This is a genomic window from Amycolatopsis sp. NPDC057786 (assembly GCF_042797905.1).
In the GTDB taxonomy this organism is placed as follows: Bacteria; Actinomycetota; Actinomycetes; order Mycobacteriales; family Pseudonocardiaceae; genus Amycolatopsis.
Genome location: NZ_JBHVKW010000095.1, coordinates 18,021 through 33,534 on the forward strand (window position 1 = coordinate 18,021; position 15,514 = coordinate 33,534).

At 68.8% G+C, this 15,514-nt stretch carries 13 protein-coding genes; all 13 read left to right on the forward strand.

The genetic code is table 11. The features are described from left to right. Positions 1-9: 9 nt before the first annotated feature. The 13 genes from ACFVM3_RS33600 to ACFVM3_RS33660 all read left to right on the forward strand — a co-directional run bounded on the left by ACFVM3_RS33600 (position 10) and on the right by ACFVM3_RS33660 (position 15,203). Positions 10-219, forward strand: coding sequence for an MbtH family protein (locus ACFVM3_RS33600; RefSeq protein ID WP_126733878.1), 210 nt, complete (start codon positions 10-12; stop codon positions 217-219). 484 nt (positions 220-703) lie between these two features. Next, positions 704-1,879: a cytochrome P450 gene (locus tag ACFVM3_RS33605; protein ID WP_378443938.1), complete on the forward strand. Its 1,176-nt coding sequence runs from the start codon at positions 704-706 to the stop codon at positions 1,877-1,879. A 23-nt stretch (positions 1,880-1,902) separates the two neighbouring features. Then, entirely contained in the window at positions 1,903-3,060 is a 1,158-nt protein-coding gene (locus ACFVM3_RS33610) for a cytochrome P450 (protein WP_378341885.1), read from the forward strand. After that, complete coding sequence (locus ACFVM3_RS33615; RefSeq protein ID WP_378443939.1) at positions 3,050-4,246, forward strand: cytochrome P450; 1,197 nt, start codon at positions 3,050-3,052, stop codon at positions 4,244-4,246. Before ACFVM3_RS33610 ends, ACFVM3_RS33615 begins: the two co-directional genes overlap by 11 nt. Positions 4,247-4,467: 221 nt before the next feature. Beyond that, the gene (locus tag ACFVM3_RS33620; RefSeq protein ID WP_378443940.1) at positions 4,468-5,709 is read left to right on the forward strand and encodes a cytochrome P450; all 1,242 of its coding nucleotides are present in this window, start codon (positions 4,468-4,470) and stop codon (positions 5,707-5,709) included. A 12-nt stretch (positions 5,710-5,721) separates the two neighbouring features. Continuing rightward, on the forward strand, positions 5,722-6,879 hold the full coding sequence (locus ACFVM3_RS33625) for a glycosyltransferase (RefSeq protein WP_378443941.1): 1,158 nt from the start codon (positions 5,722-5,724) through the stop codon (positions 6,877-6,879). A gap of 21 nt (positions 6,880-6,900) precedes the next feature. Beyond that, positions 6,901-8,118: a glycosyltransferase gene (locus ACFVM3_RS33630; RefSeq protein WP_378443942.1), complete on the forward strand. Its 1,218-nt coding sequence runs from the start codon at positions 6,901-6,903 to the stop codon at positions 8,116-8,118. A gap of 16 nt (positions 8,119-8,134) precedes the next feature. Continuing rightward, positions 8,135-9,349, forward strand: a complete 1,215-nt coding sequence (locus tag ACFVM3_RS33635) for a glycosyltransferase (protein WP_378443943.1) — start codon at positions 8,135-8,137, stop codon at positions 9,347-9,349. A 25-nt stretch (positions 9,350-9,374) separates the two neighbouring features. After that, entirely contained in the window at positions 9,375-10,187 is an 813-nt protein-coding gene (locus ACFVM3_RS33640) for a class I SAM-dependent methyltransferase (protein WP_378443944.1), read from the forward strand. Between the two features lie 20 nt (positions 10,188-10,207). Next, positions 10,208-11,335 (forward strand): glycosyltransferase, encoded by a 1,128-nt coding sequence (locus tag ACFVM3_RS33645; RefSeq protein WP_378443945.1) that lies wholly within the window; start codon positions 10,208-10,210, stop codon positions 11,333-11,335. 150 nt (positions 11,336-11,485) lie between these two features. Further along, a complete protein-coding gene (locus ACFVM3_RS33650) occupies positions 11,486-12,292 on the forward strand; it encodes a PIG-L deacetylase family protein (protein WP_378443946.1) in 807 nt (268 codons plus the stop codon). Positions 12,293-12,305: 13 nt separating this feature from the next. Continuing rightward, on the forward strand, positions 12,306-14,099 hold the full coding sequence (locus tag ACFVM3_RS33655) for an ArnT family glycosyltransferase (RefSeq protein ID WP_378443947.1): 1,794 nt from the start codon (positions 12,306-12,308) through the stop codon (positions 14,097-14,099). Positions 14,100-14,162: 63 nt separating this feature from the next. Continuing rightward, positions 14,163-15,203 (forward strand): methyltransferase, encoded by a 1,041-nt coding sequence (locus ACFVM3_RS33660; RefSeq protein ID WP_378443948.1) that lies wholly within the window; start codon positions 14,163-14,165, stop codon positions 15,201-15,203. Positions 15,204-15,514: the final 311 nt, after the last annotated feature.

The window sequence follows — 15,514 nt, forward strand, 5'->3', positions numbered from 1 at the left end:
AAAGCGATCATGAGCAACCCCTTTGACAACGAAGACGGTTCCTTTTTCGTGCTGGTGAACGACGAGGGCCAGCACTCGCTCTGGCCGACGTTCGCCGAGGTGCCCGCCGGCTGGACCCGCGTCCACGGCGAGGCCTCGCGCCAGGAATGCCTCGCCTATGTCGAGGAGAACTGGACCGACCTGCGGCCCAAGAGCCTGATCGCCGAAGTCAACGGCTGACCGGCGGTGTCCAGCCGCTCAATCCGGGCGGTTGGACGAGCTCGGCGAAGGGGACTTTCCCCGCGTAACACGCGGCGAAGGGCGCTTTCCCCGCGTAACACGCGGTGAAGGGCGCTTTCCCCGCATCACATGCGGTGAAAGCGCCCTTCACCCCGGCCGCTCCCGACCGCGAGGTTGCGAAAGCCACTTTCGCAACCTTCAACGTTGCGAGAGTGGCTTTCGCAACACGTGCTCCGGCGCGAGCGGCGAGGGGCCCGGAACGAGGCGCCGGCCCAGATCCGGACGGTTGGACGAGCCTCGGTGAAGGACGCTTTCCCGGCATCACATGCGGTGAAGGACGCTTTCCCCGGCATCACATGCGGTGAAAGCGTCCTTCAGCCCCCGCCGACCAGATCCGGACGGTTGGACGAACTCGACGCTCGTCCGCCCAAGCCGAGAACATCATTCCCGCGCGTGACGGCCGGTTGAGGCGAAAGGAACTGCCGTGTTCGAGGAACTCAACGTCGTCAAGGGCCTGGAAATCCACCGGAGGAACCGCTTCGATCCGGGAGCGGAACTCCTCGCCCTGATGGCCGAAGGCCCCATCTCCGCCCTCGGCACCGAGGAAGACGGCGAACGGCGGACCGCGTGGCTCGCCACCGGATACGACGAGGTCCGCCAGGTTCTCAGCTCGGACAAGTTCAGCGCGCGCCTGATCTACGGCGGGACCGCGGCAGGTATCGCCTGGCCCGGTTTCCTCACCCACTACGACCCGCCGGACCACACGCGGCTGCGCCGGTTGGTCACCCCGCCGTTCACGATGCGGCGGATGAAGGACTTCCGCCCCGAGGTCGCGCAGATCGTCGAAGACGCCTTGGACACCATCGAGGACATGGGCGGTCCGGTGGATTTCGTCCCGCATTTCGGCTGGGCGATCGCCACGACGGCGACCTGCGACTTCCTCGGCATCCCGCGGGACGACCAGGCGGATCTGTCCCGCACCCTGCACGCCAGCCGGACCGAGCGGACGGACAAACGGCGCAACGCGGCGGGCAACAAGTACATGCAGTACATGAACAAGGCCGTCGCCCGCGTGCGCCGCGATCCCGGTGACGACCTGTTCGGCGTCGTGGTGCGCGAACACGGCGACGAGATCACCGACGCGGAGCTGGCCGGGGTGGCCGCGTTCATCATGGGCGCCGGCGGCGACCAGGTGGCCCGGTTCCTCGCGGCGGGTGCGTTGCTGATGGTCGATTTCCCGGAGCAGTTCGACATCCTGCGAGACCAGCCGGACACGATCCCGGACTGGCTGGAGGAGCTGAACCGGTATCTGACCACCGACGAGAAACTCCACCCGCGTATCGCGAAGGAGGACGTGACGATCGGCGGCCGTCTGGTCAAGGCCGGAGACACCGTCACGTGTTCCCTGCTCGGGGCGAACCGGGCGAAGTTCCCCGCGCCGGAGGACGAATTCGACATCACCCGGGAGAAGTCGCCGCATGTCTCGTTCGGGCACGGTATCCACCACTGCCTCGGCAGGCCGCTGGCGGAGATGGTGTTCCGGGAGGCGATTCCCGCGCTGGCACGGCGTTTTCCCAAGCTGAGGCTCGCCGAGCCCGATCGCAAGCTCAAGTTCGGACCACCACCGTTCGACGTGGAAGCCCTGCCGCTCGACTGGTAACGCCAGAAAGCCTGAGGAGAATCATGGTAGTTCCCTTGCCGCATCAGCGGATCCGGCTCGATCCGGCGCCGGAGCTCTGGGCGTTGCACCAGGAAGGCCCGCTGCACAGATACGACACGGAGACGGGGCTGAACGGCCGCAGGCAATGGTTGGTCACCGGGTACGACGAGGTGCGCGAGATCCTCGCCGACGCCACGCGGTTCAGCTCGATGCGGCCGGTCGACGACGAGGCGGACCGCGCCCACCTGCCGGGGATCCTGCAGGCCTACGACCCGCCCGATCACACCCGCCTGCGCGGGACGGTGGCCGGGGCGTTCAGCGTCCGGCGGATCGAGCGGTTGCGTCCGCGGGTCGAAGAAGTCATCGAGGAGGGCCTCGACGATCTGGAGAGCATGGGCTCGCCGATCGACTTCGTCCGGTACGCCGGCTGGCCCATCCCGGCGCTCATCGCCTGCGAGTTCCTCGGTGTCCCGCGCGACGATCAGGCCGATCTGTCGCGAATGATCCGGGACAGCCGGGAGAGCCGGATCCCCAAGCAGCGCGCGCAGTCGAGCCTCGGTGTCGTCAACTACTGCGAGAAGCTCGCCGCCCGCGAACGCCGCGATCCCGGCGACGAGCTGATCGGGTTCATCGTGCGCGAGCACGGCGACAAGGTCAGCGACGAGGAACTTTCGGGGCTCGCCGAGGCGATCCTGATCGTGGCCGTCGAGCAGATGGCCGCCCAGCTGGCGATGGCGGTGCTCCTGTTCGCGACGAATCCCGCCCAGCTGTCCCTGCTGCGCGAGCGCCCGGAGCTGGTGGACAGCGCGACCGAGGAAGTCCTGCGTTTCCCGACGATCGTCGAGGCCCCTTCTCCCCGGACGGCGCTCGTCGATCTGACCATCGCCGGCTACGACATCCACGCCGGTGACGTGTTGACCTGTTCGATGCTGGCGGTCAACCGCGCGCTCGGCGACAAGTTCGACATCACCCGCGAGAACAGTCCGGGGCACCTCGCCTTCGGGCACGGCATCCACCACTGCGTCGGGGCCCCGCTGGCGAGGCTCGAACTGCGGGTGGCACTGCCGATCCTGGCGCGCCGGTTCCCGGCACTGCGGCTGGCGGTGCCGGAGGAGGAACTGCGGTTCGTGGCGGGCAAACCCGCCCCGTTCAACATCGAGGAGCTCCCCGTTGAGTGGTGAGGACACGCGCCCGCTGCACATCCGCAGGCAGGACCTCGACCCGGCGGACGAACTGCGCGCCGCCGGACCGCTGTCGAAGGTCACGGTGGGCACCGGGGCGGACGCCGAAACCATCTGGATGGCCGCGGGACACTCGGTCGTCCGCCAGGTTTTGGGCGACCACAAGCGGTTCAGCACCCGGCGCCGCTGGCATGAGCAGGACGAGGTCGGCGGGCAGGGCATCTTCCGGCCGCAGGAGCTCGTCGGCAACCTGATGGACTACGACCCGCCAGAGCACACCCGGATGCGGCAGAAGCTGACGCCGGGATTCACCCTGCGGAAGATGCGGCGCATGGAGCCGTACATCGAGCAGATCGTGACGGAACGGCTCGATGCCATGGAGGACGAGGGATCCCCCGCCGACGTGATCGAGCTCGTCGCCGACGAGGTGCCCGGAGCCGTGCTGTGCGAACTGATCGGGGTGCCCCGTGACGACCGCGCCATGTTCCTCAAGCTGTGCCACGGGCACCTCGACGCCTCGCTGAGCCAGCGGAGACGGGCTGCCGCCGGCGAGGCGTTCTCCCGTTACCTGCTGGCGATGATCGCCAGGAACCGCGAGGAACCCGGGGAAGGGCTGATCGGCGCGGTCGTCGCCGAACACGGTGACGAGGCCACCGACGAGGAACTGCGGGGTTTCTGCGTTCAGGTGATGCTGGCCGGTGACGACAACATCTCCGGCATGATCGGCCTCGGCGTGCTGGCGCTGCTGCGGCATCCCGAACAACTCGACGCGGTGCGGGGCGACGGCCAGGCGGCGGATCGGGCGGTCGACGAGCTGATCCGGTACCTCACGGTCCCATACGCCCCGACCCCCCGCACGGCCATGGAGGACGTCGTCATCGGGGACGAGGTGATCAAGGAGGGCGAGACCGTGCTCTGCTCGCTCCCCATGGCGAACCGTGATCCCGCGCTGGTACCGGAGCCGGACCGGCTCGACCTCACGCGGGAGCCCGCGCCGCATGTGGCGTTCGGGCACGGGATCCACCACTGTCTCGGCGCTTCGCTGGCGCGGCTCGAACTGCGGACGGTCTTCACGTTGCTGTGGCGGCGGTTTCCGGGCTTGAGGCTGGCGGATCCCGAGAAGGACACCATGTTCCGTCTCACCACGCCGGCTTACGGGCTCACGAGCCTGATGGTCGAATGGTGAGTTCCGGTTGGCGGTGACGTGCCGTGTCGCGAAAGCCACTTTCGCGACGCTGGATGTCCCGAAAGTGGCTTTCGCGCCATCGACGGCTTCGCCTTCCCATTTCCCCTGAGCCACTCACGAGTCGTCCATGGCGGCGCTGGACGTCCCGCCCGATCGCGGATGAAGATTGCGGCGCGGCACAACGGCCGGACCGCAGGTCACCAAAGGAGCTTCCACTCGGTATGGAGCACGCAATCGACGAGGTCGCGCCGGCCGTGGAGCCGACGGCGAACTACATGATGAGGACGCACTGCGATCCGCACGAGGACATGTTCGCGTTGCGGGAGAAGGGCCCGTTGGTCCGGATTCTCGGGGACGCGTCCACGCAGCTCGGCACGGGTTACGTCTGGCAGGCGCTCGGCTACGACGTCGTGCGCAAGATCCTCGGCGACCACGAGAACTTCACGACGCGGCCCCGGCTCACCGAGGCCGAGGCGAAACGGACGACCAACGGCGAAGACGTGCCCATGGCGCCGCAGTTCGTCGGCCAGATCTCCACCTACGACCCGCCCGAGCACACGCGGTTGCGGCGGATGCTGACGCCGGAGTTCACCGTCCGGCGGATCCGGCGGCTGGAACCCGCGATCCAGGAACTCATCGACGAACGTCTCGACGAGGTCGAGGCCGAAGGCCCGCCCGCTGACGTACAAGGACTTTTCGCCGACCCGGTGGGCGGCGGTGTCCTTTGTGAACTGCTCGGCATCCCGCGTGACGACCGCAACGAGTTCATCCGGCGGATCCGGCGTAACGTCGATCTCAGCCGCGGATTCAAGGCGAGGGCCGCCGACAGCGCGGCGTTCAACCAGTACCTGCTCGGTCTCATCACCCGCCAGCGCAAGGATCCCGACGACGGCTTCCTCGGCATGCTCGTCCGCGAGCACGGCGACAACGTCACCGACGACGAGCTGAAGGGCCTGTGCACGGCACTGCTGCTCGGCGGTGTCGAGACCGTCGCGGGAATGCTGGGCTTCGGGGTGCTCGCGCTCCTGGACCACCCGGACCAGAAACAGATGCTCTTCGAAGGCAAGGAAGAAGCGGATCGCGTCGTCAACGAATTGCTGCGTTACCTCTCGCCCGTCCAGCAGCCGAATCCGCGGATGGCGCTCAGGGACGTCGTCGTCGGCGGGCAGCTGATCAAGGCGGGGGATTACGTCCTCTGCTCGATCCTGATGGCCAACCGGGACGAAGCGCTGACGCCGAACCCGAACGTGCTCGACGCGCGGCGCCCGCCGGTTTCGGACGTCGGTTTCGGGCACGGCATTCATTACTGCATCGGCGCCGCGATCGCGAGGTCGGTGCTGCGCATGGCTTATCAGTCCCTGTGGCAGCGATTCCCCGGGCTGCGCCTGGCGGTGTCCAACGACGAGGTCAAGCTTCGGAACGCGTTCATCGACTGCCCGGATCAATTGCCGGTCACCTGGTAGAGGGGAAGCGAAATGCGCGTGTTGTTGTGGGCGTGTGGCTCACGCGGGGATGTCGAGCCGCTGGTGGCCTTGGCCGCGCGGCTGAAGGAATCCGGCGCCGAGGTGCGGGTGTGCGCGCCGCCGGACAGCGCGGAGCGGCTGGCCGAGATCGACGTGCCGCTGGTGCCGGTCGCCCGGCCGGACCGCGGGATGGACGACGGCGAGGGCCGGGATCCCGAGCTCGCCGCCGCCGGGATCGCCGACCAGTTCGATCAGATGCCCGCCGTCGCCGAAGGCTGCGACGTCGTGGTCGCGACCGGTCTGCTGTCCGGCGCCGTCGCGGTGCGGTCGGTGGCCGAGAAGCTCGGAATTCCCTACTACTACGTCGCTTTGTGCCCGATCCACCTGCCGAGCCACCTCGAAGCGCCGCAGCGCGAGATGTACAACCAGGGCGCCGACGGACTGTTCGGAGACGCGCTCAACGCGAAGCGGGCCGAGATCGGCCTGGCGCCGGTGAAGAACCTCTTCGATTACTGCTCCACCGAAAAGCCTTTGCTGGCCGCGGATCCGATCCTCGCGCCGCTGGAGCCGCGGCACGAGGCCGTGCAGACCGGAGCCTGGATCCTGCCCGACGAACGGCCGCTTCCCGCCGACCTGGAGGCTTTCCTCGCCGCCGGTCCGCCTCCCGTGTACGTCGGTTTCGGCAGCTCGTCCGGCACCGCCGACGCGGCGAAGGTGGCCATCGAGGCGATCCGCGCGAAGGGGCACCGCGTGATCCTTTCGCGTGGCTGGGCCGGTTTGGACCTGCCTGAGGACGAGGACGACTGCTTCGCCGTCGACGAGGTGAACCTCCAAGAGCTGTTCCGGAGGGTCGCCGTTTCCATCCACCACGACGGCACGGGCACGACGCATATCGCCACCCGCGCGGGTTCGCCGCAGATCATCGTGCGGTCGATCGTCGGCCAGCAGTACTACTCCGACCGGGTCGCCGAACTGGGGATCGGGGTCGCCCTCGAAGGGCCGGCTCCGACGTTCGAGGCCATGTCCGCCGCGCTCACCACGGCACTGGCCCCCGAGACGCGGGCAAAGGCGATCGAGGTCGCCGGCACGATCCCCGCCGACGGGACCAGGGTGGCCGTGGATCTGCTGCGCGACGCGGTCAGCCGGGAAAAGCCGTCGGTTCCCGCCTGAACTGAAAGAACGGGGAATTACGTGAAGCGCGTGTTGCTGGCGACGTCCGGAAGCCGGGGGGACGTCGAACCGCTGGTGGCGTTGGCCGTGCGGCTGCGGGAGGCGGGCGCCGAGGTGCGGATGGCCGCGCCACCGGACTCCTCCGAACGGCTGGCCGACGTCGGAATCCCGCTGGTACCGGTCGGAGGTTCGACCCGCACCGCGATCAAGGGGGCGAAACCGCCGTCCCCCGAGGACGGGCCGCGGCTTTCGGCCGAGGCGATGGCCGTCCAGTTCGCCGAGGTCCCGGCGGCCGCCGAGGGCTGTGACGTCGTGGTGACGACCGGGATGCTGGCCACCGCGGTCGCTGTCCGGTCGGTGGCGGAGAAACTCGGAATCCCTTACTACTACGCCTTTTACTGCCCGCGCTTCATCCCGTCGCCGCATTACGCGCCGCCGCCCCCGCTCGGCGAGCCTCCCGCGCCGGAAGGCACCGACAACCGGGCGCTGTGGGAGCGCAACAGCCGGAGTGCGCTCAAACGCTTCGGCGAACCGCTCAACAGCCAGCGCGCCTCGATCGGCCTCCCTCCGGTCGAGGACGTCTTCGGCTACGGCTTCACCGATCACCCCCTGTTGGCGGCCGACGCGTCCCTCGCCCCGCTCCAGCCGACAGATCTCGACGTTGTCCAGACCGGCGCTTGGACACTGCCCGACCAGCGGCCGCTTTCCGCGGAGCTGGAGGCGTTCCTCGCCGCCGGTCCGCCGCCGGTGTACGTCGGTTTCGGCAGCATGCGCGCCCCCGAAGAGGCCGCCAAGGTCGCCATCGAGGCGGTGCGGGCCCACGGCCGCCGGGTGATCATTTCCCGTGGCTGGGCAGACCTCGCGCTGATCGACGACCGGAATGACTGCTTCGCGGCGGGCGAGGGCAACCAGCAGCTCCTGTTCGGCCGGGTGGCCGCCGCCGTCCATCACGGTGGCGCGGGCACGACGACCACGGCCACCCGGGCGGGTGTTCCGCAGGTCGTGGTCCCGCAGATCGCGGACCAGCCGTACTTCGCCGGCCGGGTGGCCGAACTCGGGATCGGCGCGGCGCACGAAGGCCCGACGCCGACCTTCGAGTCACTGTCGGCCGCGCTCGAGACGGCACTCGCCACCGAAACCCGGGAACGCGCGGCGGCCGTGGCGGGCACGGTCCGCACCGACGGGGCCGCCGTGGCCGCGAAATTCCTCCTCGACGCGGTCGACCGCGTTTCCGTCTGAAGCCAGGGGATATGAAATGCGTGTGTTGTTGTCGACGACCGGACTCCGCGGAGACGTCGAACCGGTGGTCGCGTTGGCGGTGCGGTTGCGGGAACTCGGCACCGAGGTGCGCGTGTGCGCGCCGCCGGACACCGCGGAACGGCTGGCCGAGTTCGCCGTCCCGTTCGTTCCGGTCGGGCAGTCGTTGCACGCCATGATGCGGGGGATGACGGAAGGCCCGGAACCGAGGCGCCCCGCCGACGAGCTCGCCGAGCAGTTCGACGCGGTCCCGGCGGCCGCCGAGGGCTGTGACGTGGTGCTGGCGACCGGTGTCCTGTCCGCCGCCATCGGCGTGCGTTCAGTGGCCGAAAGCCTGGGCATCCCGTACTTCTACGCCGCGTACTGCCCGATCTATCTGCCGTCGCCGTACTACCCGCCGCCCCTGTCGCGGGGCGACGGACGGCCGCCCGAGGAGGCCATGGACGACAACCGGGCCCTGTGGGACTTCTACAACGAGGTCTTCTCCCGGCGATACGCGGCCGCGCTCAACGGCCGTCGCGCATGGCTTGGACTGCCGCCGGTGGAGAACCTCGTCGAGTACGGCTTCACCGAGCAGCCCTGGATTGCGGCGGATCCGGTGCTGGCCCCGCCCCGGCCCGAACTCGGCGCCGTGCAGACCGGCGCGTGGATCCTGCCCGACGAGCGCCCTCTTCCCGCGGACCTGGAGGCGTTCCTCGCCGCCGGTCCGCCGCCGGTGTACGTGGGTTTCGGCAGCACACCCGAAATCGCGGACACGGTGAAGCTGGCCGTCGAGGCGATCCGTGCGCAGGGGCACCGGGTGGTCCTCTCGCGGGGCTGGGCGGACATGGCCCTGCCCGACGACGGCGCCGACTGCTTCGCCGTCGGCGAGGTGAATCTCCAGGCGCTGTTCGGCCGCGTCGCCGCCGTCGTCCACCACGCCGGCGGGGGCACGACGACGGTCGCCGCGCGGGCGGGTATCCCGCAGGTCGTGCTGCCCCAGATCACCGACCAGCCGTACTTCGCCGAGCAGGTTGCCGCGCTGGGCATCGGTGTGGCGTTCGAGGAGTTCGGGCCCGCTCCGACGTTCGATTCGCTGTCCGCCGCGCTCGCGTCGGCGCTGTCCCCGGAGACCCGGGCACGCGCGAAAGCCGTCGCCGGCACGCTCCGCGGCGACGGGACGACCGTGGCCGCGGAGCGCCTGCGTGCCGCCGTCGGCCGCGTTTCCGTCTGACCATCAACCGACCAGGGTGAGGAAAATGTCCGATCTGGCTGCAGCACCGCACGAGAACCGGCAGATGGCGCAGTGGTTCGGCGCCGACGCCGAACGGTACGACCGCGCCCGGCCCACCTACCCCGAAGCACTGGTCGACCGGATCGTCTCGATGAGCCCCGGCAAGAACTTCGTCGACGTCGGCTGCGGCACCGGCCTTTCGTCCCGCCCGTTCCAGGCGGCGGGGTGCACGGTGCTCGGCGTCGAGCCGGACGCGCGGATGGCGGAGGTCGCCCGCAGGCGCGGGCTGGACGTCGAGGTCGCGAAGTTCGAGGACTGGGACCCGGCCGGCCGCACCTTCGACGCGGTCACCTCGGGGACCGCGTGGCACTGGGTCGATCCGTTCGCGGGCGCGGCCAAGGTGGCGGACGTGCTCGTCCCACATGGCCTGATCGCGTTGTTCGACAACGGTTTCGAGCTCCCAGAGGCCGTCATGACGGCGCAGGGGGAGGCGTACCGGCACGCCATGCCGGACGTGAAGTTCGAGCCGCCGTCCCAAAAGGACGAAGACGTCGAAGAGTACGTCCAGCAGGTCTACGCCAAGCAGTACGTCAAGGCCGCCGAAGGAATCCTCCGGACCGGCGCGTTCAGCGATCCGGAGGAACTGCGCTTCGAGTGGTCACGGGTCTGCACCCGTGACGAGTGGCTGGACCAGATCCCGACGCAGGGCGGGCTCAACCACCTCGCGGAGGACGCGCGCGCCCGGTTCCTGGCGTATCTCGGCTCGGCCATCGACGAAATCGGTGGGTCGTTCACCATCAACTACGCCACGGTCGGCATCGCCGCGGTCCGGCGCTGAAGTACACCAGGGGATACGAAATGCGCGTGTTGTTTTGGTCGTACGGAACCCGCGGCGAGGTCGAACCGCTGGTGGCGCTGGCACTGCGGTTGCGCGAGCAAGGGGACGAGGTGCGGATGTGCGCGCCTCCCGACTACACCGGACGGCTGGCCGAGGTGGGCGTGCCGCACGTCGTCGTCGGCAAGCCGGTGCTCGAAGAGGCGGGCAAGCTGGGCGGGCCGCCCGAATCGCCCGAGGCCGCGATCGCGGGGATCGCCGAGCAGTTCGACAAGATCCCGGCGGCCGCCGAAGGCTGTGACGCGGTGGTGGCGACCGGCCTGCTGTCCGGCGCGATCGGTGTCCGTTCGGTGGCCGAGAAACTGGGCATCCCGTACTTCTACGTCGTCCCCTCGCCGGTGCTCGTGCCGTCGCCCGAACACCGGGGCATGTACAACAACGGTGCCGACGGGATGTTCGGCGACGCGCTCAACGAGCTGCGCGCCGCGATCGGTCTGCCGCCGGTCAAGAACCTGTACGACTTCAGCGCCGCCGACGAGCCCTTCTTTGCGGCGGATCCGCTGCTGGCACCGGCGGACGGCGGTGTCCGGACCGGCGCGTGGATCCACCCCGACGATCGTCCGCTTTCCGCTGAGCTGGAAGCGTTTCTCGCCGCCGGCCCGCCGCCGGTGTACGTCGGCTTCGGCTGCTCGCCCGCCCCCTCCGACATCGCGAAGGTGGCCGTCGAGGCGATCCGCGCCCAGGGGCGCCGGGTCGTTCTTTCCCACGGCTGGGCGGGTTTGACGCTGCCAGACGACAGTGCCGACTGCCTTGCCGTCGGAGAGGAAAACCTGCAAGCGCTCTTCGGTCGCGTGGCCACCGCGGTCCACCATGGTGGCACCGGCACGACGCATGTGGCGGCGCTGGCGGGAGTTCCGCAGGTCGTGGTCCCGCAGATCGCGGACCATCCGCATTTCGCCGCCAAGGTGGCCGAGTTGGGCATCGGGGTGGCACACGACGGCCCGAACCCGACGGTCGATTCGCTTTCCGCCGCGCTCGTCACGGCACTGACTCCGGAAACCTCGGCACGCGCGAAAACCGTCGCCGGCACGATCCGCACCGACGGGACGACGGTGGCGGCGGAACTCGTGCGCGCCGCGGCCCAGCGCTGACCTGTGTGCGCTGTCCGATCACGCGAGTTACGCCTCTGATCACGCGAGATACGTGCCTGATCACGCGAGTTCGGCGTTGCGTCACGAGAACCGAGCACTGTCCAGACTCACCAGTTGAAGTGCGACAAGGCGGTAACCAAAATCAGCACCATGATTCCACGCCGGCTGCTGGCGATCTCCCCGCATTTGGACGACGCGGTCCTTTCCCTCGGCGCGAGTCTCGCCCAATCTGCGCGGGACGGTTCGGAGGTGCTCGTCAACACGGTCTTCGCCGGAACGGCACCGCCTCCCTATTCCGCGGCGGCGGAGCGAATGCACGCGGTCTGGGGTCTGTCCCCGGAGGACGACGCGCCGCTCCATCGCCGGAACGAGGACATCGCCGCGCTCGCCCACCTCGGGCTGGCGTACCGGCACGGCCGGTTCCTCGACTCCATCTACCGGAGGCTGCCGGACGGCCGGTGGCTCACCGATCACGTGGAGGGCGGGCAAAAGCTCGCGGTGGCCCAGGATTCACCGGGTGACGACGGTCTCGTCGCCCAGATCAAGGACGACATCGAGGCGGTCGTCGCGGAGTTCGAGCCGACCTTGATCGTCACGTGCGCGGCCGTCGTCGACCATCCCGACAACCTGGCCACCCGTGACGCCGCCTTGTCCGCCGCGCGCGCGACGAACATTCCGATACGGCTGTGGGAAGACCTCCCCTATTCGATGTTCAAACCGGGAACGATCGAACTACCCGCCGGTTTCCGGCTCGGCACTTCCGAATTCGAGTCCGCGACGACGGAGACTTGGAAACGGAAACAAGAAGCCGTCGAGTGCTATTCTTCCCAGTTGACGATGCTCAACGGCAGGAACAAGAATTTGTTCGAGAGGCTGGACGAGCACGCGCGGAAGAATTCGCCGCGGGGCGGATTCGGCGAAACAACCTGGCCCGTTCTCCTCGACAACAACGGTTAAGCGAGGTACCGGAGTGTCCGCAACACTCACCCATCTGCCGTCACCGTCACCGGACCCCGCCCCCGAGGGTGTGCGCGGCCGCTGGGCGTTCTGGCGCTCACCCGCCGACCAGCCGCGGTGGGCCCGGCCGGCGCTGCTGGGCATCGCCTTCGTGGCCTTGGTGCTCTACGCCTGGAACCTGCCGAGGGTCGACTTCGCGCCGCTGTACTCGGACACGGCCAAGAGCATGTCCGAGAGCTGGAAGGCGTTCTTCTACGGCACCGTCGACCCGGGTGCGACGTACACACTCGACAAACTCGCCGGATCGTTCGCGCCGCAGGCCATCTCGGCCAAGATCTTCGGCTATCACGAATGGTCGCTGGCGCTGCCGCAGGTGATCGAGGGCGTGATCTCGGTACTGGTGCTGTACCGGGTCGTGCGACGCTGGGCGGGCGTGGTGCCCGGGCTGCTCGCCGCGGGCATCTTCACCCTCACCCCGGTCCTCGCGTCCATGTTCGGGCACAGCATGCAGGACGGTCTGCTGACGATGTGCCTGGTGCTCGCCGTCGACGCCTATCAGCGCGCCGTGCTCGAGGCGCGGCTCCGGTCGCTGGTCTTGGCCGGTGTCTGGGTCGGCATCGGCTTCCAGGCGAAAATGGTGCAGGCGTGGATGATCCTGCCCGCACTGGCGATCGGCTACCTGCTGAGCGCCCCCGTCGAGCTGCGCCGCCGGGCGAAGCACCTGGCGCTCGCCGGGGTGGTGACGCTGGCGGTGTCGCTGTCGTGGATCGCGCTCTACACCTTCACCCCGGACAGTTCTCGCCCGCATATCAGCGGCACCACGAACAACAGCGCGTTCGCCATGGTGTTCGGCTACAACGGTCTCGGCCGGGTCGGCATCCACCTGCCCGGCGCCGAGGACCCCAACGGTCGCGGCGGCCTTCCGTCGCTCGGCCCTGGTGGTCCCGGTGGCGGCCCTGGCGACTTCCCCGGTGGTCCCGGTGGACCTCAGGGTGGTCCGGGTGACGGCCCTGGCCCCGAGGGCGGTCCCGGGGATCCGCAAGGCCCCGGCGGCGGTCAGGGCCTGGACGAGAACGGGAACTTCGGGACCAAGCACCAGGACGAACAGAACGGAGACTTCGGTCCGAAGGCCGAAGGCGGCCAGCCCCTCGGTCCTGGCGGCCCGCAGCCGGACGAGTCCAAAATGGAGACTCGGGCGGATCCGATGGGGGCGACCAAACTGCTCGACGGTCACCTCGGCGTCGCGATCGCCTGGCTGTTCCCGCTCGCCCTGCTGTCCCTGCTGTGCGGGCTCTGGTGGTGGCGCCGCGCCGAGCGCACCGATCCCGTGCGAGGCGGGCTGGTGATGTGGGGCGTCTGGCTGGTGACCTTCCTCTTCGTGTTCAGCGCGAGCGCTGTCGCGCACACCGCGTACGTGGCCTCTCTCGCCCCTGCGATCGCGGCGCTTTCCGCGCTCGGCATCGTCACCTTCTGGCGGGCGTATCGCGGCGGCGGCAGGCAGGGCTGGATCCTGCCGATCGCCATCGCGGCGGAGCTGGCCTGGGGCGCCTGGCTGTGGTCCCATTACCCGAACTTCTTGCCGTGGGCGAAATGGGGCACGCTCGTGCTCGGAGTGGCCGCCCTCGTCGTGCTCATCGTGGCCCGAATGCGTGAGAACGCTTCGAAATCAGTGGTCACGGCCGCCCTCGTCCTCGGTGTCGCGGCGATGATCGCCGCGCCCGCCACCTATGCCTTCTCCGTACTCCATCCCGATTACTCCGGCAGCTCTTTCGACGCCAATGCCGGACCGGCGTCCGGCTCCTTCTGAGGCGGGCCGGTGTCGTTCTCAACGTCTGCGGAAATCTCCGCCGGCCGGAAAGGAAATCTGCCGATGCAGGAATCGCTCGACTCCACCGAGGTTCACCGTCGTTTCCAGCTGATCGCCAACGGTCCCGCCCTGTTCAACGCGGTGGTGTCCGGTATCGAGCTGGACATCTTCGACTTCCTGGAAGAGCGCGGCGGCGCCGACGCGGCGGCACTCGGTGAGTTCACCGGCCTGGAGCCGCACAAGGTCCGGGTGCTGATGCTCGCCCTGGCCACCACGGGCCTGATCGAGAAGCGGGGCGTCGACTATGTGAACCACCCGGTCGCGACCGAACTGCTCGCCACGAGCGGCCCGGAGAGCTGGCAGCACATCCTGCTCAGCTGGAAGACCATCTACTACCCGGCGTTCGCGCGGATGACCTCCGCGCTGCGCGCGGGCACCAACGAGGCCCTCGACGCGCTCGACGGCCCGGGGGACACGCTGTACGCGCGGCTCGGCAACGACCCGGAGAAGGCGCGGATCTTCTACACGGCGATGTCGGCGTTCTCGCTGCAGACGATGCCGGGGCTGCTGGAGCACATCGACGTGAAGTCGTCGCGGCACCTGCTCGACGTCGGCGGTGGCGATGGCACCACGGCGGCGGCCCTGCTGAAGGCCAACCCCGGCCTCAAAGCCACCCTGTTGGACCTGCCCAGCAGCGTCGAACTGGCCGAACAGCGCGTGCCCGCCGAAGTCACCGACAGGCTCACCCTGCACCCGGCCGACCTGCTGACCGACGCCTTCCCCGGCGGCACCGACCACGCTCTGTTCAGCCATGTGCTCGACACCTTCACGGCGGAGCAGTCCGTCATGCTGCTGGCCAAGGCGTACGAGGTGCTGCCGTCCGGCGGGAAGATCTCGATCTACGGCTTCGCGGCCGCGGACGACGAGACCGGTGGGCCGCTCTCCGCGCGGCTTTCGTTGTACCTCAACATTCTCGCCACCGGACGCGGGATGGCCTGGCCGCAGGCCGAGGCGTCGGCGTGGCTCAAGTCGGTCGGATGTGTCGACGTCCGCTCGGTGGAACTGCCGTTCGAGCACGCGTTGGTGACCGGCACCAAGCCCTGAGTACGGCGGTGCGCGGGGACGTAACTCGCGTGATCAGAGCCGTAACTCGCGTGATCAGAGGCGGATCGCCTCCAAACACGCGAGTTACGTGCTCAATCACGCGAGTTACGTCCTCCGCGTGCCCATATCGGAAGTACGTGAAGGCCCCCTTCACTGCGCTAGACGTAGTGAAGGGGGCCTTCACGTACTTCCGACCTTCACGTACTTCTGAGGCCGCCCGCGGATCCGGAGGGGTGTTGCGAATGCCACATTGGGAACCATCAACGTTTCGAAAGGGGCGTGCGCAGCAACCCCGGCGACCGGTAGGGCCC